Here is a 24,818-nt window from a genome sequence, read left to right as displayed (position 1 = left end):
TCTCCCACCGGGAGAGGGTTAGGGTGAGGGTATCGCCAACCCGTGGTTGTCTCCCGAGGACACCACCCGAGGATCCGCATGCTCCGCCTCACCCAGCGCCGGACACTGACCCTGCAGGCACCCGAGACGGCCGGGGGCCACGCCCACGTGTCGGCCGCGAGCGGCCTGGTGCGCGCGGGCCAGTGGCTGCATGTCGTCGCGGACGACTCACTGTTCCTGGCCAGCTTCCCGCTGGAAGGCGAGGCCCCGGGCGCGTTCCAACGCCTGTTGCCGGGCGAGCTGCCGCTGGAGCCCAGGAGCCGCAAGGCCCACAAGCCCGACATGGAAGCGCTCTGCCTCGTGCAGGGCCTGTCGGGCGCGCCGCATGGAGCGCTGCTGGCGGTGCCCTCGGGGAGCACGGCGGTGAGACAGAAGGGAGCGCTGATACCGCTGGCGGCGGACGGAAGCACGAGCGGCCCGGTGCGCGAGGTGGACTTCACCAACCTGTACGCGCAGCTCGCGCGGGAGCTGGGCCCGCTCAACGTGGAGGGAGCGGCGGTGTCGGGCGCGCGCCTGCGCCTGCTCAACCGAGGCAACGGGGACGAGGGCAAGGACGCGGTGGTGGACCTGGACACGGGCCGGGTGGTGCGCGCACTGGAGGCGGGCGCGCCGCTGGAGCCGGACGCGGTGCGCATCGTGCGCCGCTGGGAGCTGGGCCGGGCGGGCACGGTACGCCTGTCCTTCACGGACGCGGCGCCGCTGCCGGACGGCCGCATCGTCTTCACCGCCGCCGCCGAGGACACGCGGGATGCCTACGCGGATGGCGCGGTGATGGGCTCGGCGGTGGGCGTGCTGGCGCCGGATGGCACGCCGATGTTCCTCGACGGCGTGGACGCGAAGGTGAAGCTGGAGGGCGTGGACGCGCGGGTAGAGGGCGGCCGCATCCACCTGCTGCTCGTGGCGGACGCGGACGACCCCACCCAGGCCGCGCCCCTGTTCGAGACGGTGCTGGAGGGCGTGCGCGCCTGAGCCATCGGAACAAAGTCCTTTCAGGGGTGAGGGAGTCCGCCTGCCGGGCGCGCGCTTCACGAACTTGTCCAACTGTTGGACAAGTTGGGCGAGACAGCGCCCGGAGGGGACCCTCCAGCTCTTGAGCTGAGGACAGCCCCCCGCGTGGACTTCCTTCGGATGGCTCAGCCGTGCGCGTGCGTGGAGACCACCTCGTAGAGGTGTGGCTCGAACTTCTCCACCAGGGCCGCCGCGGCCCGCATGTGCACCTGCGCCGTCGGGTTGCGCAGCATGGCCTCGAAGTGCTCGCGGCTCGCCCACTGCGCGTAGTTGGTCACCCGGTTGCCATCGAGGCCCCGGTGGATGTTCGCCGAGATGAACCCCGGCTGGTGCCGCATCACCTCCTCCGTCGCCTCATCCAACAGCTTCACCAGCTCCGCCTGCCGCTCGGGCGCCACGGTGAAGACGTTGATGAGGGTGCACACCCCACTGCCCGGAACGATGCGCGTCGTGGCTGCTTCCATGTGATTAGCCTCCTAACTACCTGGACAAAAAAAGAGACTCAGGGGTCCCGGACATGAGGGATGCCGGCGGCGACCTTCGTGAGCAGGGCCTCGAGCTGTTGGCGCTCCTCGGCGGACAGGCCGCTCATCAGGGCGGCGGTGCGGCGGTAGTGGTCTGGGAGGATGCCCTCCAGCCGCTGGCGCCCCCTGGCCGACAAGCGCACCACCGACATGCGCCCATCCTCGGCATGCGCCCGTCGCAGGATGAGCCCCTCCTTCTCCAGCCCGTCCAACAGTCCCGTCATCGTCGCGCGGGTGACGCCCGTGCGCTCGGCCAGCTCGGCGGGACGCAGGCCCTCCTCCTCCCGCTGCAGTTGCATGAGGACGATGAAGCGCGCCTGGGACAACCCATGCCGCGCGAAGTGCGCCCCATAGGCCGCCTCCACGTCGTCGGAAATCCGCAGCAGCGTCAGGCACGTCTCCACGGCCGACACATCCGACTCCGGGTAGCGCCTCGCATCCCGCAGGAGGTTCTCATGCTCGGGGATGTTCTTCAGCTCGAGCGCCATGTCGTTAGGAGCCTAACGACCCGGGGACGGGCGTGCAACGGAAATGCGGGGAGGCAGACCCTCACCCCGACCCTCTCCCAGAGGGAGAGGGAGGGAAGGAGGGAGGAAAAGAGGGAAGGCGCGCGTCAGTCGCCGTGGTCGCGTTCATCGGCCGAGCCGCCAACGGCCTCGATGGAGTTGCGCGGGGGCGGGGGGGGGCGCGCGAAGGCGGAGGTGCGTGAGCCAACCTCCTCGGGGGTCGTCGCGGCGATGCGGCGCCGGGCGCGGGCGATGGCGTCCTGCACCGTGGCCGGCTCCGGGTGGTTCTTCAGGGCCTGCACCCACGTCTCGATGGCCTTCTCGTTGTCACCGGCCTCGGCCTTGAGCTTGCCCGTCTCGAAGACGGCGTGGGGGGCGAGCTCCGAGTCCGGGAAACGGGTGATGAGGTCCGCGTACGTGCGCGAGGCCTCCTGGCGGAAGCGCGGAATCTCGGGCGAGCCGGGCTCGGACTTGAGCGCCTGCATGTGCAGCGCCTGGGCCTGCAGGTAGATGGCATCGTCCACGAAGGCGCTGGTGGCGAAGCGCTCGACGAGCTTGCGCGACTCGAGCACGCACTGCTGGTAGTCCTGCAGCTCGAAGTACAGCTTGGCCACCTGGTAGTGCAGCTCGGCGCTCTGGGGCGGGTTGCGGGCCAGGGCGGCGGTGAGCTGATCGATGGCGCCGCGCAGGTCGCGGAAGTGCATGCGCAGCAACTCGGCGAGCACCACGCGGCCCTCGAGGGCCTCGGGAGACTCGGGGCACTGGGTGATGAGCTCCTTGTAGACGCTCACGGCCTCCTTCACCTTGCGCAGCTCGAGCCAGTAGACGTCGGCGGCCCCCTTGAGGGCGCGGGCCTTGAGCACCTGGGCCTGGGCGGACTCATCCATGCGCAAGGAGTCGAGCGCCTTGCGGTACTCGACGAGGGCCTCCTCGGGACGCTTCTCGAAGATGGCGTCGCGGGCGCGCTGCATGTGGTCGGGGGCGCCATCCCGGGAGCAGCCCGGGGCAAGCGCGAGGGCGAGGGCGAGAATCACGCGCCGCATCAGCAGGTCTCCGGGGCAATGGTGACACACCGGGTCTCGAGGCAGCGGATGCAGGCCACATCACTGCCGGTGTCGTCGACGCACAGGGAAATGCGGGAGGAGCGGGGACAGTCCTCGGCGGCGATGCAGCGGTAGACGTCGCCCTGGGCATCCAGTACCGGCTCCGGGTCCTGGACACACTCCTCGGGCGGAGGGATACCGCAGCCGGCGAGCCCGGCCACGACAGCAAGGACGAGTGCTCCAATCCGGGTTCTCACAGGGCGGGAGTTCTACCCGGATTCGACGCCCTCGTCACGGAAGCTGGCGCCCGCCCGGCCGCCCCCTGGGTTCCGAGGACCCTCTCCCTCTGGGAGAGGGCTGGGGTGAGGGTATAGGGGCCCGGGTTGCACCCGTGCACAGAGCCGCGTCTCGGGTGCGGAGCCGTGGCTATATCCGTGGTAGCACGTCCGCGTGACCGGAGAAGACGAGGGTGTCCGGATGCCGCTGAGACTTACAGTTAGGAACTACCGAGCACTCCGGAACACAGGGTGGAGCCCACAGGGAATCTGCGCACTCGTGGGGCCCAATGGAGCAGGCAAGAGCACGCTCCTGGATGTGCCTCAGTTGCTCCGCCACACGCTTGAGCAGGGATTGATGCGCGCGCTGGACTATCGGGGAGGCGTTGCCAATCTGGCGAACTTCGAGGCGGATCGGAACGGCTACATCGTTCTCGGCATCGAACTCAACGGTGTCGACTGGAGCATCGGATTTACAACCAGCCAGCTGCGCTCTGGCATCTATGAAGAGCGGCTATCGGGACAAGCGCTGCAAGGATACCGCGTACCCCATGAACTCAGCCTCAACGGCACTCGTCTGCCTGTGGACGAGCGCAGTCTGCTCCGTCTGGCTGCGGACAACCCGGCCACGGCTCCGGGGCTCCACCCTCTGCTCGCGGTGCTCCAGAACTACCGCTGCTACACGGACTACCACCTCGCCCATATCCGAGAGAACGGCTCCCCACTCTCTTCGGAGAAGGCGCTGGACGTGCACGGGCGCAACGTCTTCTCCGTCCTGCGCAACTGGCGGGACACGCGCGCCGACCGGGTCCGCTTCAACTTCGTCATGGAGGGCCTGCGGACCCTCTTCCCAGACAACTTCGCGGACCTGGACTTCGAAACGGCCGGAACAACCGTCGCGGCACGAGTAGTCGCCCCGAGGCCCGACACCACCTATCCCATCACCTTCGCGGCCAACGGTCTGCTCGTCGCGCTGCTGCACCTGTGCGCGGTAGCTTCCGTTCCCGAGGGCGGCATGGTGGCCATCGATGAAGTGGAGAACGCGCTCCACCCCTTCGCCATCAAGCGGCTCGTCGAGGCCTTCCGCAGCTGGTCGGCCCAGACGAAGAGCACCGTGCTGCTCGCCACGCACTCGCCCGTCGTGCTCGACCAGTTCCGCGACTGCCCCGAACAGGTCTACGTGATGGAGCCGTCCCAGGAGACCAACCCGGTCCCCCTGAGCAAGTTCCGTGACCCCGAGTACCTCTCCCACTTCTCGCTGGGAGATCTCTATGCGCACCTGGAGTTCGGCGCCCCCCGCGAGCCCGAGCCCTCCTGATGAAGAAGGTCGTCCTGATCACCACGGGCGAGTGCGAGCGCGCCGGGCTGGTGCCCTCGCTCCAGCGGTACTTTCCCTCTGCCGAGTTCGCCAAGCCCCTCTTCCTCGACTCCTTTACCAGCGCACGTCTGAAGCTCATTCCCCGGACGGGGGGAACCCGCCCGAGCCAGGTGGACAGGCTCGCGGCGGCCATGATCGCCGCCACGGACCCGGGACGGACCGGAGAGCGCCCCGACCTCGTCATCGCCGTGGATGACGTGGAGCTACCGAACCTCGACCAGGTGGACGTGGTCGTCGGCCAGCTGCGCGAGGCCGTGAAGCACCACCTCAAGACCTACCCGTGGCCCAGCGCCCGGCGCCAGGAGCAGGTCATCCAGCGTCTGCGCGAGCACTGCTCCTTCCACCTGCTCTGCCCCATGGTGGAGGCCTACTTCTACGGCGAAACCGGAGCGCTCACCCGAGCGGGTGCACAGCGCCCCACAACCGTGGATGGCCGAGCCCTCGACGTCGAGGACTTCATCACCCACGAGCCGCCTTTCCTCGAAGTGCCAGACAAGTCGAAGTACTGGGCCACGCCGGACCGCCAGCGCCACCCCAAGCGGTACCTGCAGTACCTGTGCGACCCGCAGGGTGACGAGCAGAACCCCAGCCCCCACCGCTACCGGGAGACCCACGGCGGAGTGAAGGCCCTGCGCGAGCTCGACTGGTCCGGTGCCCTGTCCCAGGAATCCCACGCACGGCTCGCGCGCTCACTGTTCGCGGACCTCGCGGAGGCGCTCGAAGTGGACAACCCCTTTCCCGGGACGTGTCACCTCGAGACCTCGAACCCTGGCGCCGAGGCGGTGCTGCGCAACCTCTGAACCCTGGGTGCCCAGTGCCCGCTCAACGGCTCCCGGTCATCACCGCGGCGTCCATGGCGGCCATGCGGCGGCGCTTGCTGAGCTGGCGCGCCTTGGCCTCCTGCTTCTCGTAGTGCCGGGCAATGGCCATCAGGTGCTCGTCCGCCACGCGGCACTGGATGGCCGACACCTGCTCGTGCCGCCGCTCCAGTTCCTGCCACAGGTGCAGCTTGGACTGATTGCCCAGCAGCCGCGTCTCCACGGCGTCGAGCGCCGCGTCCATCTGCTTGTCCTCGGCCTCGAGCTGCGCCAGGCGCGCCTCCGCGTCCTCGGGAGGCCCCACACAACCGCTCGCCAGCCACAGCGCCATCGCCGCCAACCCGAGCCCCCAGCGCCGTGTCCGACCCGCCATCGCCCACCTCGAAGTCCGGTGCGTTTGTCATCCCGCGAGCACCCGGTTGGGCCTCTCGCGTGGCGCAAACTAGGGAGCCCTCCTCCCAGGGACAACCTCCCCCCAGGACGGATGAATCTCCCCGGCGTGTCATGGCTTCCAGCAGCCGACGCTTTCCCCGTCCTCCAGGGCGCTACGGCGCCTGCCGGTGACGAAGAATGAACTCACACACCTCGCGCGCCGCGCCGAAGCCCGCCTGCCGCTGCGCCACATAGTGCACTTGCGAACGGACCTCGTCCGGGGCCTCGGGCGGCGCCGCCGAGAAACCCACCGCCTTGAGCAGCGGCAGGTCCACCGTCTCGTCGCCCATGTACCCACACCGGTCCGCCGTCACCTTCAACAGCTCCAGCAGCTTCTCGAAGTGGGCCACCTTGTCCTGGCTGCCGAAGTGCACGTGCTTGAGGCCCAGCGACTGCATCCGCATCTGCGCGGACAGGCTGTCGCCGCCGGAGATGGCCGCCACCTCCAGCCCCGCCTCCTGCAGCCGCTTGATGCCCATGCCGTCGCGCACGCTGTACATCTGCGTCCAGCCCGAGTTGGGCACCCAGAAGATGCGGCCGTCGGTGAGCGTGCCGTCGATGTCGAAGATCATCACCGACAGGCGGCTCACCCGCTCCTTGAGCGACTCGAGGTTCTGGTTCATCCGCGCTCGCCCTACTTGGGAACGGCCTTGAGGACGGCCTTGCCGTCCTTGATGACGACCTTGAACTCCACCGACTTGGCGTTGTGCTGCTTCATCAGCTCGGGCACCTGCTTGCGCAGCGTGGCGGCGACGGAGTCGTAGCTCATCTTGGAGGTGTCCTCCTTGTTCTGACGCTTGGCGGCGACGTAGGCGTCATAGACGGACTTGAGCTTGTCCTCGGAGAGCCCAGCACCGCCGGCAGCCACGGGAGGACGCGCCGCCGCCGCGGGCCTGGCGGCGGGAGGACGGGCCGCCGCGGGAGCAACTGGCGGCACGGCGGGAGCCACACGCGGCACCGCCGGAGCCACGGGCGGCACCGCGGGCGCCACCGAAGGCACGGGAGCCACACGCGGCACCGCCGGAGCCACGGGCGGCACCAGGGGAGCCACGCGCGGCGCCACCGGAGCCACGGAGGGAATGGACGGAACCGCGGGGCCCCGGGCCGGCGTCCCCGCCACGGGTGCCACGGACGGCACCAGCGGCGCCACGGACGGCACCAGCGGCGCCACGGACGGCGCACCCCGGAAGGGCACCGGTTCCATGGGCGGGACGAGCGGCGCCACGGACGGCACCTTGGAGGGTTTCACCTCCTCGACCTCGAAATCCTCGTCCGGCAGCTCGATGGGCCCCAGGGTCTTGGGCCTGTCGGAGCCGGCCTGCTTCGCCGAGCGGCGCTTCGCCTTGGCCACGTCCCGCTTGTAGGTGCCGTTCTCGATTTCCTGCAGCGTGCGCTGCCAGAGCCGCTCGTACGTGGCGAACTTGGTGGCGATGGCCTGCACGCGGAACTTCGCCGCGGTGTTGCGGATGAAGCTGGTCTTCAGCCGCTCCAGCCGCTTCTTGAGGTCCTCGTACGCCCGCGTCGGCGGCAGGCGCTCGTTCCCCATGAAGTAGAACTCGTAGGCCACCTTGAGGGCGGCGATGTCGGCCTCGATGGCGTCACACTCCTGGAACGCCACCTCACTGCCCGACATCGTGGGCATCCCGGACTTGGTGTCACCACTGGCCGCTGCCAGCTTGGCGGACGACTTCGCCGAGGTTCCGGCCTTCAAGGCCTGGTTCTTCGTGGACGACTTCGAGGACTCGTACGCCATGGGTTCCTAGAGTGTCCTCAAGACGCGGCCGGGGATCAACCTCAGGCAGGGCTCGGTGTCGGGCCGACGCCAGCCGCCTCGCCTGCCCGGCGGATCCGCCGGTACAGCAAAGTCGCACCGAAGGTGAACATGCACAGGGAGATGAACTGGCTGGTGGAGATGTTGTACCAGGCCTCCAGGGGCACCGAGTCGGCCAGCCGCGAGGCGCCCAGGGACTCGAGCAGGCCGTGCAGGGTACCGCGCTCGGTGTCGCCGCGGAACAGCTCCACCGAGGTGCGCAGCACCGCGTAGCACATCAGCCACATGGCGAAAATCTGGCCGTGGAAGCGCCGGTAGCGCCGCGCGAAGAGCAGCGCCAGGAAGAGGACGAGCTGGCCCACGGACTCGAAGATCTGCGTGGGGTAGATGGGCAGCGTGGTGCCGTGCTGCGCCACCCAGTCCGAGATGCGCACGGCGCCGGGGGCCATGTGGTGCAGGATTTCCCCGGTGGCCTCCACCACGTAGCGCGAGTCCTGCGCCTGCGACTGGAAGGCGAGGCTGGAGGTCCCCCCGAGCCGCCCGAAGAGGTCCTTGGCCAGCCCCGAGCCGGGGAAGTGGACGGCGAAGCGCGTACCGGCCGCGGTGACGTCCCCCCAGCAGCAGCCGGCGGAGAAGCACCCCAGGCGGCCCAGGCACTGGCCCAGCGACACGGTGGGGATGGCCAGGTCCGCCAGCCGCATGAACTCCATGTGGTGCTGCTTCGCGAAGAGCAGCGAGGCCAGGGCCGCGCCGATGAGGCCGCCGTAGAAGACGAGCCCTCCGCCCAGGGAGAACACCTGCGTCCAGTCGCGCGCGTAGTCCTTCCAGTTGACGAGGATGAAGAGGACGCGGCTGCCCACCAGGCCGCCCACCAGCGCGTAGAAGCCGAAGTCCATCATGGCCTCCTGCTTGCGCGGGCCCTCGGTGTCCACCCACTGGCCGCCGCCCTGGGCGTCCGGCACCCACGTGGGCTTGCGCCACTCCTCGCGCGCCAGCCGCGCCGCCACCGTCAGGGCCGTCATGAAGCCCGTGGCCAGCAGCACGCCGTAGGAGTGGATGGGGATGCCCTCACCCTTGCCACCGGGGATGGCGGACGCGGGCAGCGCATAGCGCAGGCCGAACCACGCCAGGACCGCGGCGAAGGCCCCGTAACCGAGCGCGCGCTGCATCCGGTCGCTGGAGGTGGGGGCCTCGGGCTTCTCCCCGGGGGCCTTGGGCGTGCCCACGGCACCGCTCCAGCCGTTGTAGGCGATGTAGCCCACGACGCCGAGCGCCAGGGCGTACAGGACGAGCTGGGACCAGAGGGAGGTGAAGGTGAAGTGGACGAGAACGGGAAGCATGGGCAGGAGCCTCGGAGACGCGAGGCCGCGCAGGTTACCCGTTCACGGCGCCGCGAGGGTGGGGAGTGGCGGTCCTCGCTCGGGACCGCCCGCAGGGGGAGCGGCCCGCCGTCAGGCGGTGGCCGACTTGTCCTGCTTGGGCGTTTCCTTGTCGTCGGGCGTCTCCTTGCGCACGAAGGCGTCCACCATGAGCAGCCCCACGCCCACGACGATGGCCGAGTCCGCCACGTTGAAGGAAGGCCAGGCGGCCTTGTCGTACCAATGGGCCTCGAGGAAATCGATGACGAAGGCCCGGGCGATGCGGTCGATGTAATTGCCGATGGCGCCGCCCAGCACCAGGGGCAGGCCCCACAGGGCCCAGCGCTCCTGGGGGTCCTTCCCGCTCAGCTTGCTGAAGTACCAGGTGATGAGCACCACCGCGGCGATGCTCACCACGTGGAAGAGCATGCCGCGCGTGGCGGGCGGAAGGGTGCGGAACAGGCCCCAGGCCGCGCCCGGGTTCTCCGCGTAGCGCAGGCGGAAGAAGGACTCGGAGACCTCGATGTACCGCTTGGAGCGGTAGTGCAGCCCATCGAAGCCCAGGGGAGGGGGCTCGCCGTACATCGCCGACAGCCGCTCGCCCAGCGTGGGCCGGTCATCGAAGCGCGTGGTCAGCTCGCGGACGACGAGGTACTTCGTCCACTGGTCGAGGACGATGACGCCGAGCGCCACCGCCAGCAGGAGGATGTATTTGCGAGGCACGGGAGGTGTTTATACCACCTGCCCCCCGGGCGTCACGGTTTCCACGGGCTTGCGCTCCAGGAAGGAGTCCAGCAGGAGCAGACCCACACCGACGCAGATGGCGGCATCGGCCACGTTGAAGGTGGGCCAGCGCATGCCGGGCTGGTTGCGCCAGTGCCAGTCGATGAAGTCGATGACGTAGCCGCGCAGGAGCCGGTCCACGAAGTTGCCCAGCGCGCCGCCCGCCACGAGCGCGAGCGCCCAGCGCACCCGCCTCTGGTCCGGGGTGAGCCGCACGTACATGAAGCCGATGAAGCCGAGCGCCACCAGGCTGACGAGGTGGAAGAAGGGCCGGCGCACGGAGTCGGGCAGGTTGCCGAAGAGGCCCCAGGCGGCACCCGGGTTCTCCACGTAGCGGAAGTGCCAGTAGTTCTCGATGAACTCGTAGTGCTTCAAGCGCCGGTCCCCCTCCGGTGCTGGCGGCCTGTTGTCCAGGTTCTGCTCGGAGACGAAGCCCGTCACGCGGGCGAAGCCGGTACGCCCATCGAGCGCCTCCGTGAGGTGGGCCACGGCCAGGTACTTGGTCACCTGGTCGGCGGCGAGGGTGGCGAGGCCCACGAGGATCAGGACACGAAAGCGGTGCATCATGAGACCCCCAGGTCTACCCTGGTGCTGGGGGCCTGACAACCGGCGCCGAAAGCAGCCGGGCGGGCATCGGGTTGACTCGCTGGAAGCCTCGAAGTGGGGCATGGTGGGGACGATGGAGACTGTTCAGCCACCCGTGACGCCGAATCCAAACGAGACACCCAACGCCCCGGCCGTGGCCCCGGCGAAGCCGAAGCTGATGGAGCGCCTGCAGGCCTTCATCGTCCGCTACGGCCCGCTGGCCCTGGTGGTGCACTACGCCATCTTCGGCCTGTGCCTGGTGGGCTTCATGCTGCTCATCCGCGCGGGCTTCCAGGTGGAGGGCGCCATGGGGGCCGCGAGCACCTTCACCGGGGCGTACCTCGCCTGCCAGGTCATCAAGATTCCGCGCTTCGCCGCCACGTTCGCGCTCACGCCGCTGCTCGACAGGCTCATCCGGCGCCTGCGCAACAAGGGTCCCAACCCGGCCGATCCGCCCGCCGGGCCATGACGCGGCTCCAGGTCCGTTTCTACGGCGCGCTCAACGACTTCCTCGCACCCGAGCGGCGCGGGGTGGAGTTCGTCCACACCGTGCAGGGCACGCCCGCGGTGAAGGATCTCATCGAGTCGCTCGGCCCGCCCCACCCCGAGGTGGACGTGGTGCTGGTGGATGGAGAGGCGGTGGATTTCTCCCGCCGCGTGGGGGACGGGCAGCGGCTGGCCGTCTACCCCGCCTTCACCTCCATCGACGTGACGCCGCTGGTGCGCGTGGGGCCCCCTGCCCTGCCCGAGCCGCGATTCCTGCTGGACGTGGGGCTCGGCCGGCTCGCGGGCCTGCTGCGCATGCTCGGCTTCGACACGCTGTGGCGCAACGACTACGCGGATGACGTGCTCGCCCGGCAGTCACGCGAGGAGCGGCGCATCCTGCTCACGCGGGACATCGGCGTGCTCAAGCGCTCCGAGGTCGTCCACGGGTACTTCCCCCGCGAGACGGACCCCTCGCAGCAATTGGTGGAGGTGGTGCGGCGCTTCCAGCTCACCGCGCACATGCGCCCCTTCTCGCGGTGCATCCCGTGCAATGGCGTGCTCTCGGGGGCCTCGCCCGAGGAGGTGCGGGGCCGCGTGCCCGAGAACGTACACGCCACGTTCACCCGCTTCCAGCAGTGCCCCGAGTGCAAGCGGGTGTTCTGGGCGGGCTCGCACCACGACCGCATGCAGGTCATCATCGACAAGCTGCGCGAGCTGGAGCAGCAACCGTAGGCGCGGCGTACACGCCTACGTCTTCTTGGCCTCGACGGTGGCGGCGTACAGGAAGAGCGCCTTGCGCCAGGCGTTCCGGTTCTCAGGCGTGCCCATGGTGTGACAATTCTCGGCGGCCACGGCCCAGTTGCGGGCCATGGCGGCCTTGGTGAGCGTGTCGAACAGGTAGTCCTTGCCCGGCTTGTTCGCCTTCCCCGGGAACTTGCCCACTCCCACGTTGTAGACGATGTCGAGCAACCCGCGACGGGCGGCGCGGGGATAGCTGTGGAAGTTGGGGAACTTTGTCACGAGGTGGGGGAGGAACTCGTCGACGAGCCGCTTCCTGGCGAGCTCGCGGATGGTCTGGTCGGTGAGCGCGATGGTCGGCCGCAGCGCGTAATCCGTGGCCCGCATGGCCTTGGGCAGATTCTGGACGTCCGTGAAGGCCTTGGCGATCTCCGCCTCCGTCGCCGGCTTGCCGGTGTCCATGTTCTGGAAGGGCAGTCCCTTGGCCGCCATCACGTCGTTGGGAGCGTTCTTCTCCAGGCGGCTGAGCATGTTGCCGGCCCCCACCGTCACATGGCCCACGGTATCCCGGTACATGTACGGGACCACGCCTTCCCAGGCGATGATGTCGAGCCACATCTCCTCGAAGGTGATGACCGTCTTCTGATCTCCCGCGTCGACCGGCGGCGCCGGGTTCGTGGTGAGCCCCGAATTGCGCCGCTTGGGCTTCGGGGGCCGCGTCATCAGCGAAACGCCCTCTTGCGAGCAGATCCAATCGGCATCCGGGTCCCAGGACAGCCCCTGACCCTTGAAGGCGGAGAACTTGTCCTCGTCGAAGTCCAGGTAGGCAGCCATGGGGCCCGGCTTTCCGTCGCGCGCCGCGGCGGGGAACGAGAGGATCGCGAAGGCTTGCGGCTCGGCCTGGGGGATGAGGCAGAGGGACTCCTGAGGAGCCGTGGCAATCAGGGGCGGCGCGGGCTCCGAGGGGGCCAGCGGATCCGCCTTCCAGGGCAGGTGCCGTTCTCCCAGGTAGGCCTCGAAAACCCCTTCGTCATCCAAGGCGATCTGGATCCGGGACGCACGGTAGTCCGGAGGCTCCGCTCCAGCGGCGGCCGCGGGTTCCACCAGCGCCACGTCGAGCATGAGATGGGCGCGCGGGGCCACGCCGGAAATCTTCCCGCTCACCTCCCAGGTGCCATGCCAGCTCCTGTCATACTCGATCTTGAACTCCTCGAGCTTCGGCTTCGGGAGCCGGATGAAGTCCCGCTTTTCGAGCAGCAACGTCTGGGGACCGCCCGCCCGGCTCGCCCCCCAGAGCTGCCAGCCGAACTCGTAGCTTCCGGCTTCCTCCTCGCCCACGTCCGCGAGCTGCTCACAGGAATCGCCCGTGAAGCCGATGGCCCAGTTCCGATCGCCCGACCACCAGCTGCCCGCATCCCACCGGTGGGAGAAGGCGCTCCGGGGCACCGTGGCCGCGATCTCCGTCGAGCCGTCATCCACCTCGATGACACGCAGCTCGAGCTCCGCCTTCTTGAAGATCCACCCGAAGTCGGGCGAGAAGGTCACGAGCGAACCCAGGAGCATCTGCTCCGGCTTGGGCAGCTTCGTGTGGATGGCACAGGTGTTGTTGAACCGGAGGGACGGCGGGAAGGTGGCCATCTCGGAGTGGGGGAAGTCCGGCGTGAGGGAGAAGCCCACCAGCCCCTCGCCGACCAGACGCTGGGCCACCACGTCGAGGACAGGGCTCTTGCCCGCGACCTCGACATGGAACTGACCATCCGGTGCGACCTTCATCACCGCGTCATCCACGGGGTACGAGGCCGTCTTCTCCCCGATCTTCACCAGCCAGGTCAGCGCACACTTCACGTCTCCAGGCTTGAAGTTCTTGCCCTTGCCTCGGATGGGGACGTCGATGAGCAGCTCGCCCGGGCTCGCGAGGTTCCGCGTGGCCGCGGTATCCATCGAGTTGAACGTGATGGAGGTCCGAGGGACGAGCACGAAGGAGATGGAGTTGCGATACCCCGCGCTCAAGCGGGTCGACTCGGTTTCCCTCACGGCGCTCGGAACCGGAGCGGCGGTCTGTCCTGCGCTGCCTTGTGTGCTCATTTGACGAGTCCCAAGTCCTTGGAGGTGACCTCAGGGGTGGAAGCCGCCTGGACGGCGATGCCGTGAATCGTGAGCGGGTCTCCTTCCCTGGCCACCCGGGGACGCCAGGTGAAGCGGAAGGGGCCCTGGTCCTTCTTGAGCGCGGCTTTGGGAAGGGTGGCCTCGAAGACCCCCGTCTCCGTGCAGCGCCCGAAGTGCGCGCGGGCCGAGACCGTGTAGCGGATGGACCCGGTGATGACCGCGTCCTCCTGCCACAGCGCCTCCACCGGCTGCTCACCAGCGCCGTCCGCGGACAGATCACCGGTGAGGACGGAAACCTCCTGCCCCACGCCCGCCCGGACCATCCGCTCACAGACGAGCTGGAGATCGACATCGGTGGGGACGAAACGGGCCTTGCCCACGAACCGGATGTCCGACTTCCGGGGCTCCAGCGTGAGCTCATCGAGGCTCGGCTTGACCTCGACCTTCCAGCGCACCGGAGGCGGAGGCGTGGCCACCTTCTGGGGTTGCGTGATGCTGGCGGAGAACTCGAGCGTCGCGCCCCAACGGTCCGGGAGGACCTCGTTCTTCTTGAGCAGCTCCCAATCCGCCCTGACCACCGAGCCCACGAGGGTGCTCTTCGATTCCGCCCCTCCGGTGAGCTTGAGGGTGGGGCCGGCCGCGGTCCATTGACGGACATCGCCGTGGAGACGCACCTCCGTGATGAGCTTGCCCCGGCCCATCTTGATGACCTGGTCGCCGAACTCGAACCGGCTCACGGGGGGCAATTCCTTGTCCGCGGCGAGCTCGAGGAAGTCATTGCCACAGGCGGCCTTGATGTCCTCCACCGAGGCCTCGATCAGGTTCGCCTCGCCCTCCACGGCGGGCTTGCCTGCCAGCAGCGTGTGCCCGCCGTTGGGCGCGATGAAGTGGGGACGGACATGGAGGCTGTCCCCCTCCTGGGAGAGCGCCTGCGCGGCGAGCCGCCCCAACGCGGGCCCCGGATCGAACTCGAAGCCGAGCGGGCCGGAGTCCGGCTTCGGCTCGTAGGTGAGCCGGATTGCCGGTTCGTCCTCCGCCCGCACGACCTGGAGGTCGGGCTGGTCGGAGAGCTGCGGCAGCCTGTCCACGATGGCCTGGAGATCCTCGGCTTTGTTCGAGGCGGGAATGACAAGCAGTTCAACACCGGAGTCCTCGAGCCGCATCACCGTCAGGGGAATGTCCTTGTCCGTGCGGCTCCTGGGCCGGCAGACGTCCCGCAGTTCCTGGAGCCGGCGCGCCAGGGGAACCGCCAGGACGAATTCCGTCGCGACACCCATGAAGACCGGTCCCAGACGCTTGTGGCTCACGAACTCCTGGAAGGAGAAGTTGGGCGTGACCTTGGGGTTGCTCTTCGCCTTCTCCACTCCCACGATGAACTCACCCTTGAACCGGAGCCCTCCCTCCACCCGTTGCTCGGGAGGTCTCTGAGCGGTGACGGGAATCGCCAGCTTGCTGAAAGCCCGCGCCTCGGGCTCACCCGTCTTGGGTACTCGCCAGTACTCGAACACGATGTAGCCGGAGAGGGCAGCAGGCCAGTTCGCGCTGATGGTGAAACCACCCGTAACGAGGGTCCGGAGCTTGCCGCTGGGATCAGGCTTGCCCGTGCCAAGCGAGAAGCTCTGCCCGGAGAGCTCGGGCTTGGACATGTCGAGCACCGTCGTCCCGGTCTTCACGGGCTCGAAGCGCTGGTCTGCCCCGTTGGTGGCGTACAGTTCCCACTTCCCCCAGAAGGAGAAGCGGAAGCGCCCCAGGGCGACGCCCTCGTTGTAGGCCGTGCGGCACACCCGCATCGGCCCTTGTGACGGGCCGCCTTCCCGTGCGCTCACCCAGAAAGAGACATCGGCCGCGTTCGTGCCGTCCGTCGTGCCGTAGCCGTGCTGCACCAGCACGGGAAGCATCTCCGTTCCAACCAGCGGCCGTGGATCCTTGTAGAGCACGCCCAGGTAGGGCGGCTGCTGGGTACTCTCGTCGCGCTTGAGCGTGCCCGGCGGCCACGTCTTCTTGAGTGCAACGGCGCCCTTCTCGATCAACAGGTCGGTGAGCCACAGCGCCGTGACCGGGTGCATGGTGATGATCTTCGCGTCCTCGGGCAGCAGATGGCCGTCCGCCCCGAAGAGGCTCTTGCTGGCGTCCGGTCCCAGCACCGGAACCTCACCGAACTTGTCCTCACTGGTCTTCGGACGGGACCACCAGCACAGCGGCAGGAGCTGTTTCTTCACCTCCTTGAAGGCATCTTCCTCATCCGGCAGGTCGATGTGCCCCGCCTTTTTGCGAGCCTCGAGCTGCTCGCTCAGACCCTTCGGCGTCCACTCGTTCAGATGGTCCAGCACGAGGTTGCGCCAGCGCTGGGTCACGGCCTTCTCGAAGAGGGCCTCACGGCTCTCCAGGCGCTTCGGACGCACCTCCTCCGCCTTCACCACCAGGGGCTGATCCAGGAAGAAGTGCTCCGACCAGAGCACGATCTCATCCGCTTCCGCGGGCACGGTCAGAGTGACCTTGCCCTGGTTCGGAGTGAGCGTGAGGCGCTGCCCTCGCCGGGCTTCCGGCAGCGGGACGCCCGCCTTCTGGTAGGTGACCTCAAGGACACAGGACTCACTCCCCGGCTCGCCCTTGTACTCGTGCGGATTCGAGAACTCGAGCTCGAAGGGATAGGTGAACGGTGGGGCCTGGGTGTCACTGGAAGACCCACCCGCCGGAAAGAACATCTTGCCGTCGTTGAAATGCCTCCGCAGCGCCGTGCCGTACTTGTCGTTGAGCAGGTCCTTGACGAGATCGACTCCGGTCTGCCCGAGGATGCTCTGGACCTCGTTGGTGGCATCCGTCGTGCCCGATGCAGGCATCTCCAGGAAGTTGTCCGGCCGGTGCTCCTGGACCTGCTTGAACAGGTTCTTCAACCTCCCCGACTTCTCCAGGAGGAGCTCGAGCCCCCCCTCGCCGCCCGAGAGGGAGAACAGCTCCCAGTGCAGATATTTGGGCGGCGCCTCGGTGACGAGAGGGCCCTGGGTGACGAAGCCGATCGTCTCACCCGCGGCCACGGGGAAGATGGGCCGGTCGAAGGTGACGATGGAGCCTTCCTTGAAGGCCTGGATGGCTTCCTCGACGTCCTTGGGGCTCGGCTTGCCGAGGGCCACGATGCGCTCGCCGCTCCTGGCGGGCAGGGGCTGCTCGCGTCCCTGGACCTTGAAGGAGGCCGCCTCGGGCGCCACCTTCTCCTTGGCCCAGAAGGTCTTGCCAACATCCGTGCTGAGCGGATCCAGGTTCACCACTCCGCCAAACTGCATCTTCAGGAAGGACGCGAGCCAGGGAGCCTTCTCGAAATCTTCGTTCGCCCTGTCCCACTGCGGGGACGCCAGGTGCATGTACAGGCTGTAGAGCGGATGGACCTGCTCGGACTCCTTGCCCTCCTCGACCGCCGCCAGCTCGTGGCGGATCAGCACGAAGCCCAGGTGGCGGCCCTCGGTGACTTCCCGGAGAAACGCGTTGTCTCCACCCGTCCCGGGCGCCATGAGCCGCGCGGCCACGACGTACCCGGGCATGGCCGCCTGAACCGGCACCAGGGTCTTGGGCGAGTCCGGCTCCAGATGCACACCCCCGTGCAGGTTCTGCTGCTGTCCGAGCGGGAAGTAGCCCCCCTTGCCGCTCTCGTTGAGAAAGAAGTACTTGAGCGGCGACTCGCGCTTCTGCTCCGCGTTGAAGGGGAAGAACACCTGCGGTGGCTCCTCGTCGGGGAGCCCGGCCACGGTGGCGCGCAGGTACTCGAAGTGCATGTAGTCGTGGTAGTAGCCACCCCAGTGGAACCCGAAGCTCGCCATGATCTCCACGATTCTTCGTGGCATGTCGAAGCGTTTGGTCTCATCGAACGGGTTCGTCTTGTCATTCAGGTCGATGGCGTTGCCCCAGGAATGATTGGAGAGCAGCTCCTTCTTGGGCCTGTGGCCCTTCCTCCACGGAACGAGCTCATCGAAGGACTGGTGTTTGAGATCGTGCCTGGCGCACTCGACGTTCCAGTTGCCCATGAAGCCAGGCTGCTTACGCAGCTCGGCGTATTCAGGACGGTCCACGAGCACGGCCTTGACCTGGTCATTCAGCTTGTAACGGAAGTAGTGGCCGCCGACCGCATGCAGCACATAGGGCAGGTTGGCTGCCTTGATCTTCTCGAACGCCGCCGCGAAGAGAGGCGCCAGCTTGCGGTTGACGTCGATCTTCCGGACCTGGTTCTTCAGCGGCCCGAAGCCCACCAACTCCACGGGAACGATGTGGTTGGCGCAGAAGCTCTCGAGAAGGGGATTGCCGAAGACCTTGGAGATCTTCCCGAACGAATCGCCGCCCTCGAATTCGTCCTTGGTCTTCGGATCACCGTAGTTGGAGGAGTGCCTGACCTCGACCTTGGTGGTGCACAGCCGGGTTGGCTCCTGATAGCCGTAGCTCATGGGACCTTCACCTTGGTGAACTTGCCCTTGCCCCACTTGAGCACCGACGTGCGCTCTCCGGTGCCGGCGATGGTGTGGACGATCTCGGGCACGCCGTCATTGTCGATGTCCTGGACGCTCATCAACTCGGTCTCCGGACCACCGTCATGGCCCGCGTCGATGGAGTGGAGCCGCTTCTTCTTGGGAACGTCGTAGACGCGCAGACGGACCTGCGTGCCCTGGGCCGGCGCCGAATAGGAGTGCGCGAACGCGAACACGCCTGGCACTACGGTGTGGATGCAGGAGGTGACCTGTTCCGCATCGCATGGCGCCGACACGGAGTCGGTCATCAGGTTCTTCATCCCGTCGCACGACACCACGGTGATCGTCTTGGTGAGCTGGTCCTTCTTACACTCCGTCTGTGCCCCAACGAGCAGGACTCCGTCCTTCTCCAGGATCCACGAGGCGGGGTCAATGACGGGGTTCTTGCGGCTGATCTTGCACGTGGGCGAATCGGTCACCAGATACGCCCCGGGAGTGGTGAGGCGCGGGAGATAGGCGCCCGTATAGAGATGGGTCATCTCCGTGTACACCTGCTTCTCCATCGCCTCACCTTCCGCCCGATCCTGGAACCTGCCCACGGCCCTGTAGACCTTTCCCTTCTGACGAAAGAGATGGCGCTCCCCGAGAAACTCGTAGGGCTTCATCGGCTCCCGAGGGTCGTATGGCGCCAGGGGCGTGCCATCGTTCTTCCGCTCACCAATCTGGATGACGAGAGTCCGGCCATCCCAGTCCTGGTCGCAGAGCGGCTCCGCGCGGGCCCATTGTGGCGCGGCGAGCACCACCAGGGCACCTACGGCCGAAAGGGTTCTCCAACCCGCCGCGCAACCGCGGGAAGCACCTTCATTGACAGGCAACATCGAGAGCCACCTTTCTGGATTCAAGAATCCCCCCCAAGGCCACATGGCATTCCAGCCAGCGGCGGGATTCTAGAGCAACAACACGACAACGGAGCACCTGCCCTTCACGACGGCAGGTACCGCCCGGAAATTTACGATGCGGTCATCGCAGGCGTTCCAAGACCTGGAAAACGCCCTTCGGATGGGTACGGGTCAGCACGAAAGCCGCCAGGTCGGCAATGCTTCCACCGGTGGCACCCAAGCTGCGGAAAACGAGCACGTCCTCGTACCCGTCGGCATTGAAATCCCCGGTCGCCCACCACTGCAGGTAACCCTCGTCACTTTCACCTTGAACCTGGAGCTCACGCCACTGAGCGCCGTTCGGCGCCATCTCGAATCGCAGCGCCTTGTCGACGTCATGCCAGGAGCGCCCCGTGCGCGCGGCCTTGGCGAGCCGCCCGGCGTCTTCATCGGAGAACGCCGCCGCCAGGGCCGCCGGAAGCACCTCGCCGGGAGCCTTCATCGTGAGGACCTCCCGCACATGACTGACACGCGAAGGTTGGGCCCGGGCCACCCGCTGCAGGGCGCGGCACTGGATGAACTTCATCTGGAAGGCGTGGAACTCGTGGGTCACCGTGACGTCAACGTCGTTCACGCCGACTCCATCCAGGTCGGTACACCGGCGAAGCTCGCGCTCCCGCCGCGCCGGAAGTTTCCCCTCGCGAAGCGTATAGGGTGCACGCCACTCATGGGTGAGGGCCGCGGCGGCCTCCTCAGGTGAGGTGGCCTGGAGCCCTGGCATCACCTGCACGGGCAGAGACGCGGAAGCCTCGCGCTTTTGCGCATGGGCCGCGGCGAAGGGCATCAGCCAGGTGAAGGACAGCAGCGCGAGAAGAGTCCGTGTGCCGTTGATGCTCATGCTCATCCCCTCGATTCAGTCCACGAAGCGGTTGAGCTGGTAGCCGCCATCCACGTCCCAGATGGCGCCCGTCACGAAGCCGCCATCCTTCTCGTCGAGCAGCGTCAGGGCATGCCGAGCGAGCTCCTCGGCGGGGAGGACGCGCTGGATGAGGCTGTTGTCGAGCGCCGCCTGCTCGAAGCCCGGCACCGCATCCGCCACCGAGCGGAAGGCCGGTGTCTCGATGGCGCCGGGGCACAGGGCGTTCACGCGAATCCCACGCGCGGCGAGCTCGATGGCCCACGTCTGCGTCAGGTGCTGCACCGCCGCTTTCGTCGCGCCGTAGATGGCGATGTTCGGCAGGGGGCGGCGGCCCGCCGCCGATGAGATGTTCAGGATGGCCGCGCCCTTGCGTCCGCTCATCACCTTCACGGCCGCGTCGGTGAACACCACCGTCCCCCGCACGTTCACCGCGAACATCGCGTCCACGTCCTCCATCGAGAACGCACCCACCACCCCGGGGCGGAGGATTCCCGCGTTGTTCACGAGCAGGTCCAGCCCTCCGTGGCGGCTCACCGCTGCTTCCACGGCGCGCTCGGCCGTCTCCCGGCTCGCCACGTCTCCCACCATGTACGAGGCGTGGTGCCCCAGCTTCCGCACGGCCTCCTCGAGCTTGTCCTCGCGCCGGGCAACCAGCACCACCCGCGCGCCCTCCTCGACGAGCCTGGCCGCTATCGCGAAGCCGATTCCCTCACTCCCACCCGTGATGACCGCTGACTTTCCCGCGAAGCGCATGTGCTGCCCCTTGAGTGCCACGTGTCCCATCGTGGTGGTCTCACTGTCACTCCGGGCACCACCCCGCGCAAGCCACCGCGGGTCAAAGGCCGGCCAGGTCACTCGATGACGATGGGCGCCTCGACCAGATTCGTGAACTCCGCCTCACAGGAGCTGAAGCCCTCGCACGCCTCTACCCCCATGGTCACCTGGCCGGTCAGGAGCAGGCGGTAGCGGCCGGGCCGCAACGCGGGCAGGGTGAACCGGACGTGGTTGCCCTGCACGGAGAGGTTCTGGATCCCATGCCATCCCCCGCCCTCGTCCCCCACCACATCCAGCATCATCTTCCCGGGCCGATCGGTCACCGGTAGCCACTCGAGGTCGACCTCCGCCCCAGGGCGGAGGATGGCCTCCTGCTGACCGTTCACCCGGATTTGCCGTGGCGAAACAAGCGACTGGAAGACCGCTCGCATCCTCGAGCGGCCATCCGAGAGGACGAACTCGGTGAGCGGCTCGTCGGCCGGGCGTGACGGGCTACTGAAGTGGGGGTACGCGCAGGAGGAGACCTTACCGACACCCATCTCCACATTGCCCCGGTTCACCAGGGTCGTGCTCTCCCCGTCGAAGGTGAGATGGGTGTCGGCGGGAATCCGGTAGCAGTCCTGGCCCAGGCTCCAATCGAAATAAACGATGGCCGCCGTGGACCCGCTCGTGTACGGCACGAAGAGCTTCAGGCCCGGGATGTCCCGCAGCTCCCGGTCGAGCAGCGTGGGACCACAGGCGGTGACGGCGAAGGCCAACAACGGCATCAGCTTGTTCATGAGCACGCCGCGTTGCAGGGTCCACGCCAGCACCTGTACACGGCACGTTGCGCGGCACTGTGTGCAACCGGTGTCACGGCGGCTGCACACGTCAGGACACGCGTTGCACGGAGCGCGCACACAGGGGCTCGATACCCTCACCCCGTCCCTCTCCCGGTGGGAGAGGGGTTGTTTCCGGGCCCCTGCTCCCGGCTCAGCCCAGCGCTTCCTGGCACTTCTCGCAGACGGGCGCTCCCGAGGCCACCTTCTCGGAGTAGGTCCAGCAGCGCGGGCACTTCTCGCCCTGCGCCGTCAGCACCTCCGCCTTCACGTCCTCGCCCAGCGCCTGCGCCACGTTCAGCGCCTGCGCCTTCTCGCCCGCCGCGTCCGCCAGCTCCACCTGGCTCACGATGAACAGCCCCGGCAGCTCCGCCGCGTTCGCCTTCAGGAACTCCAGCGCCTTGCCACTCGCGCTCAGCACCACCCGCGCCTCCAGCGATGCGCCAATCATCTTGTCCCGGCGCGCCGCCTCCAGCAGTCCCTGCACCGCGCTGCGCACCGCGAAGAGCTTCCCGTACCGCTCGGACAGCGCCGCGTCCGGCTTCACCGCCGGCTCCGGGAAGTCCGTCAGGTACACGCTCTCCGCCTTCTTCCCCGGCAGGTACTGCCACGCCTCCTCCGAGGTGAAGCTCATCACCGGCGCCAGCAGCTGCAGCAGCACCGTGGCCACCTCGTGCAGCACCGTCTGCGCGCTGCGCCGCGCGTGGCCCGCCGCCTTCGACGTGTACAGCCGGTCCTTCAGGATGTCGAAGTACACCGCCGACAGGTCACTCGCGCAGAAGTCCACCACCGTCGCGTACACCAGGTGGAACTCGTACGCGTCGTACGCCTTGCGCACCCGCGCCACCACCTCCGCCAGCCGGCCCCGCGCCCACGTGTCCAGCGGCAGCAGCTTGTCCGCCGGCACCGCGTCCTTCTCCGGCTCGAAGTCGTACAGGTTGCTCAGCGCGTAGCGGATGGTGTTGCGGATCTTCCGGTAGCCCTCGCTCAGACCCTTCATGATCTGATCCGACAGGCGCACGTCGTTGCGGTAGTCGCTGCTCGCCACCCACAGCCGCAGCACCTCCGCGCCGTACTGCTGGATGAGCTTCTCCGGCGCCACGGTGTTGCCGAGGCTCTTGCTCATCTTCTGGCCCTGGCCGTCCACCACGAAGCCGTGCGTCAGGCATGCCTTGTACGGCGACATGTCGCGCGTGCCCACCGCCACCAGGATGGACGAGTGGAACCAGCCACGGTGCTGATCGCTGCCCTCGAGGAACAGGTCCGCCGGCACCCGCTGCCGCCGCTCGGACACCGCGCTGAACGCGCACGCCGAGTCGAACCACACATCCAGGATGTCCGTCTCGCGGCGGAACTCCGTCTTGCCGCACTTCTTGCACGGGTAGCCCGCGGGGAGGAACTCCTTCACCGGCGTGCGGTACCACACGCCCGCGCCCTCCTTCTCCACCGCGTCCGCCACCTTCTCCATCAGTTCCGCGGAGATGATGGAGTCGTCACACCCCTCGCAGTACGCGATGGGGATGGGCACGCCCCACGTGCGCTGGCGGCTGATGCACCAGTCCGGCCGCGTCTCCAGCATGCCCCGGATGCGGCTGTGCCCCCACGAGGGCACCCACTGCACCTTGTCCACCTCGTCCAGCACCTGCTGCCGGTACGACTTGTCCCCCTTCAGCGGCTTGTCCAGCGGGATGAACCACTGGTACGTCGCGCTGAGGATGACCGGGTTGTGGCAGCGCCAGCAGTGCGGGTAGCTGTGCTCGACCTTGTCCGACTTGTCGTTGAGCAGCACGCCCTTCTCTGCCAGCATGTCGATGACGATCGGGTTGGCCTCGAAGACCTTCTTGCCCGTCAGCCTCTCGCCCACGCTCTCGTCGTAACGGCCGTCCAGGCGCACCGGGTTGTAGATGTCGAGCCCGTACTTCAGGCCCACCTCGTAGTCCTCCTGGCCGTGTCCCGGCGCCGTGTGCACCAGGCCCGTACCGGCCTCCAGCGTCACGTGCTCGCCCAGGAGGATCTTCCCCTGCCGCTCGTAGAAGACGTGCTGGTAGGTGCAGCCCTCCAGCTCGTCTCCGCGCGCGTAGGCGACAATCCGCTCGGGGTCCACCAGCGACGCCGCGGCGACTTCCTCGCCGCCCGGCAGCTTCGCGTTCTTCACCGCCAGCTCGTCCGCCTTCACCTCGGCCAGCACCTTGGGCAGCAGATCCTTCGCCACGCAGATGACGCGCTCGCCGAGCGTGTAGAACACGTACTCGTACTCGCCGTTCATCGCGATGGCGAGGTTGGCCGGCAGCGTCCAGGGCGTGGTGGTCCAGATGACGAAGGAGACGTTCTTCCCCTTCAGCTTCGGCACCTTCTCCGCCACCTCGGGGCCCGCCGGGAAGGCCACGTACACGGAGGGGCTCGCGTGGTCCTCGTACTCCACCTCGGCCTCGGCCAGCGCCGTCTGGTCCGTCACGCAGAAGTACACCGGCTTCTTGCGCCGGTAGAGCATGTCCCGCTTCGCGAACGTGGCCAGCTCGCGGATCTCCTGCGCCTCGTAGGAGAAGTCGAGCGTGCGGTACGGATGGTCCCAATCACCGAGCACGCCCAGGCGCTTGAACTCGGTGCGCTGGATGTCGATGAACTCCATCGCGTACGTGCGGCACTGCTCCAGGAAGGACTCCCGGTCCAGCGTGCGCTTGTCGATCTTCTTGTCCTTCAGCCGCTTCTCCACCGCCTGTTCAATCGGCAGACCGTGGGTGTCCCAGCCGGGGATGTAGTCGCACCGGCGGCCGGCGAGGTTGCGGTACTTGACGACGATGTCCTTGAGGATCTTGTTGAGCGCGTGGCCCGCGTGGATGTGGCCGTTGGCGTACGGGGGCCCATCCGTCAGCACGAAGGGCTCGGCGGCCGCGCGCCGCTCGAGAATCTTCCCCCAAATCCCCTTCTCCGCCCACCAGCCGAGCATCTTCGGCTCCAGCTGGGCCAGGTTCCCCTTCATGGGGAAGTCCGTCTTCGGGAGATTGACCGAGTCCTTGTAATCCTTCGGAGGGGTGCCGGTGTCGCTCATGACCTCGGGCCGTAACACGGGCCCGCAGGCGCTTCAATCCGCAAGCGTACCCGGTGCCTCCCAGCGACGGTCCCGGGCG

22 protein-coding genes are annotated in these 24,818 nt (G+C 67.7%); 5 read left to right on the top strand and 17 right to left on the bottom strand.

What is annotated here, in order from left to right; all coding sequences use genetic code 11:
• Positions 1 to 78: 78 nt before the first annotated feature.
• A complete protein-coding gene (locus BO221_RS40300) occupies positions 79 to 1,008 on the top strand; it encodes a hypothetical protein (RefSeq protein WP_073566222.1) in 930 nt (309 codons plus the stop codon).
• Positions 1,009 to 1,172: 164 nt separating this feature from the next.
• On the opposite strand, the gene BO221_RS40295 is transcribed toward BO221_RS40300, so the two are convergent.
• From BO221_RS40295 to BO221_RS40280, 4 genes are all read right to left on the bottom strand, one after another.
• Positions 1,173 to 1,511 carry an antibiotic biosynthesis monooxygenase gene (locus BO221_RS40295; protein WP_073566221.1) on the bottom strand — a complete coding sequence of 113 codons (339 nt, stop codon included), beginning with the start codon at positions 1,509 to 1,511 and terminating at the stop codon, positions 1,173 to 1,175.
• A 38-nt stretch (positions 1,512 to 1,549) separates the two neighbouring features.
• The gene (locus BO221_RS40290; RefSeq protein ID WP_073566220.1) at positions 1,550 to 2,059 is read right to left on the bottom strand and encodes a MarR family winged helix-turn-helix transcriptional regulator; all 510 of its coding nucleotides are present in this window, start codon (positions 2,057 to 2,059) and stop codon (positions 1,550 to 1,552) included.
• Positions 2,060 to 2,184: 125 nt separating this feature from the next.
• Entirely contained in the window at positions 2,185 to 3,120 is a 936-nt protein-coding gene (locus tag BO221_RS40285) for a tetratricopeptide repeat protein (protein ID WP_073566219.1), read from the bottom strand.
• Positions 3,120 to 3,377: a hypothetical protein gene (locus tag BO221_RS40280; RefSeq protein ID WP_233166474.1), complete on the bottom strand. Its 258-nt coding sequence runs from the start codon at positions 3,375 to 3,377 to the stop codon at positions 3,120 to 3,122. Before BO221_RS40280 ends, BO221_RS40285 begins: the two co-directional genes overlap by 1 nt.
• Before the next feature lie 376 nt (positions 3,378 to 3,753).
• Between BO221_RS40280 and BO221_RS40275 the strand changes: the two genes are divergently transcribed.
• Both BO221_RS40275 and BO221_RS40270 read left to right on the top strand, forming a co-directional pair.
• Positions 3,754 to 4,713: an AAA family ATPase gene (locus BO221_RS40275; protein WP_158080002.1), complete on the top strand. Its 960-nt coding sequence runs from the start codon at positions 3,754 to 3,756 to the stop codon at positions 4,711 to 4,713.
• The gene (locus BO221_RS40270; RefSeq protein WP_073566217.1) at positions 4,713 to 5,573 is read left to right on the top strand and encodes a hypothetical protein; all 861 of its coding nucleotides are present in this window, start codon (positions 4,713 to 4,715) and stop codon (positions 5,571 to 5,573) included. Before BO221_RS40275 ends, BO221_RS40270 begins: the two co-directional genes overlap by 1 nt.
• A gap of 22 nt (positions 5,574 to 5,595) precedes the next feature.
• Here the strand turns inward: BO221_RS40270 and BO221_RS40265 are convergent, their stop codons facing one another.
• From BO221_RS40265 to lspA (BO221_RS40240), 6 genes are all read right to left on the bottom strand, one after another.
• Positions 5,596 to 5,964: a hypothetical protein gene (locus BO221_RS40265; protein ID WP_043399231.1), complete on the bottom strand. Its 369-nt coding sequence runs from the start codon at positions 5,962 to 5,964 to the stop codon at positions 5,596 to 5,598.
• Positions 5,965 to 6,136: 172 nt separating this feature from the next.
• Positions 6,137 to 6,646, bottom strand: coding sequence for an HAD family hydrolase (locus BO221_RS40260; protein ID WP_073566216.1), 510 nt, complete (start codon positions 6,644 to 6,646; stop codon positions 6,137 to 6,139).
• Between the two features lie 11 nt (positions 6,647 to 6,657).
• A complete protein-coding gene (locus BO221_RS57475) occupies positions 6,658 to 7,776 on the bottom strand; it encodes an MXAN_5187 C-terminal domain-containing protein (protein WP_158080001.1) in 1,119 nt (372 codons plus the stop codon).
• A 41-nt stretch (positions 7,777 to 7,817) separates the two neighbouring features.
• Positions 7,818 to 9,134: a prolipoprotein diacylglyceryl transferase gene (locus BO221_RS40250; protein ID WP_073566215.1), complete on the bottom strand. Its 1,317-nt coding sequence runs from the start codon at positions 9,132 to 9,134 to the stop codon at positions 7,818 to 7,820.
• A 111-nt stretch (positions 9,135 to 9,245) separates the two neighbouring features.
• On the bottom strand, positions 9,246 to 9,875 hold the full coding sequence (lspA, locus tag BO221_RS40245; RefSeq protein ID WP_073566214.1) for a signal peptidase II: 630 nt from the start codon (positions 9,873 to 9,875) through the stop codon (positions 9,246 to 9,248).
• Between the two features lie 9 nt (positions 9,876 to 9,884).
• Positions 9,885 to 10,502, bottom strand: coding sequence for a signal peptidase II (gene lspA, locus BO221_RS40240; protein ID WP_073566213.1), 618 nt, complete (start codon positions 10,500 to 10,502; stop codon positions 9,885 to 9,887).
• Between the two features lie 133 nt (positions 10,503 to 10,635).
• Between lspA (BO221_RS40240) and BO221_RS40235 the strand changes: the two genes are divergently transcribed.
• Positions 10,636 to 10,989 (top strand): hypothetical protein, encoded by a 354-nt coding sequence (locus BO221_RS40235; protein ID WP_233166472.1) that lies wholly within the window; start codon positions 10,636 to 10,638, stop codon positions 10,987 to 10,989.
• Positions 10,986 to 11,738 carry a Mut7-C RNAse domain-containing protein gene (locus BO221_RS40230; RefSeq protein WP_073566212.1) on the top strand — a complete coding sequence of 251 codons (753 nt, stop codon included), beginning with the start codon at positions 10,986 to 10,988 and terminating at the stop codon, positions 11,736 to 11,738. The genes BO221_RS40235 and BO221_RS40230 overlap by 4 nt, the downstream gene beginning before the upstream one ends.
• A gap of 15 nt (positions 11,739 to 11,753) precedes the next feature.
• On the opposite strand, the gene BO221_RS40225 is transcribed toward BO221_RS40230, so the two are convergent.
• The 7 genes from BO221_RS40225 to ileS form a co-directional block, all read right to left on the bottom strand.
• On the bottom strand, positions 11,754 to 13,754 hold the full coding sequence (locus BO221_RS40225) for a hypothetical protein (protein ID WP_073566211.1): 2,001 nt from the start codon (positions 13,752 to 13,754) through the stop codon (positions 11,754 to 11,756).
• Positions 13,755 to 13,825: 71 nt separating this feature from the next.
• Positions 13,826 to 18,280: a M15 family metallopeptidase gene (locus BO221_RS40220; protein ID WP_073566210.1), complete on the bottom strand. Its 4,455-nt coding sequence runs from the start codon at positions 18,278 to 18,280 to the stop codon at positions 13,826 to 13,828.
• Entirely contained in the window at positions 18,277 to 19,101 is an 825-nt protein-coding gene (locus BO221_RS40215; protein ID WP_233166471.1) for a hypothetical protein, read from the bottom strand. The genes BO221_RS40220 and BO221_RS40215 overlap by 4 nt, the downstream gene beginning before the upstream one ends.
• Before the next feature lie 220 nt (positions 19,102 to 19,321).
• Complete coding sequence (locus tag BO221_RS40210) at positions 19,322 to 20,077, bottom strand: hypothetical protein (protein WP_143195968.1); 756 nt, start codon at positions 20,075 to 20,077, stop codon at positions 19,322 to 19,324.
• A gap of 15 nt (positions 20,078 to 20,092) precedes the next feature.
• Complete coding sequence (locus BO221_RS40205; RefSeq protein ID WP_073566207.1) at positions 20,093 to 20,881, bottom strand: SDR family NAD(P)-dependent oxidoreductase; 789 nt, start codon at positions 20,879 to 20,881, stop codon at positions 20,093 to 20,095.
• A 68-nt stretch (positions 20,882 to 20,949) separates the two neighbouring features.
• On the bottom strand, positions 20,950 to 21,651 hold the full coding sequence (locus BO221_RS40200) for a hypothetical protein (RefSeq protein ID WP_143195967.1): 702 nt from the start codon (positions 21,649 to 21,651) through the stop codon (positions 20,950 to 20,952).
• Positions 21,652 to 21,844: 193 nt separating this feature from the next.
• Complete coding sequence (ileS, locus tag BO221_RS40195) at positions 21,845 to 24,739, bottom strand: isoleucine--tRNA ligase (RefSeq protein ID WP_073566205.1); 2,895 nt, start codon at positions 24,737 to 24,739, stop codon at positions 21,845 to 21,847.
• Between the last annotated feature and the right edge of the window lie 79 nt (positions 24,740 to 24,818).

The organism is Archangium sp. Cb G35, from assembly GCF_001896145.1.
In the GTDB taxonomy this organism is placed as follows: domain Bacteria; phylum Myxococcota; class Myxococcia; order Myxococcales; family Myxococcaceae; genus Archangium; species Archangium violaceum.
This window is presented reverse-complemented; position numbering and strand designations above follow the sequence as displayed.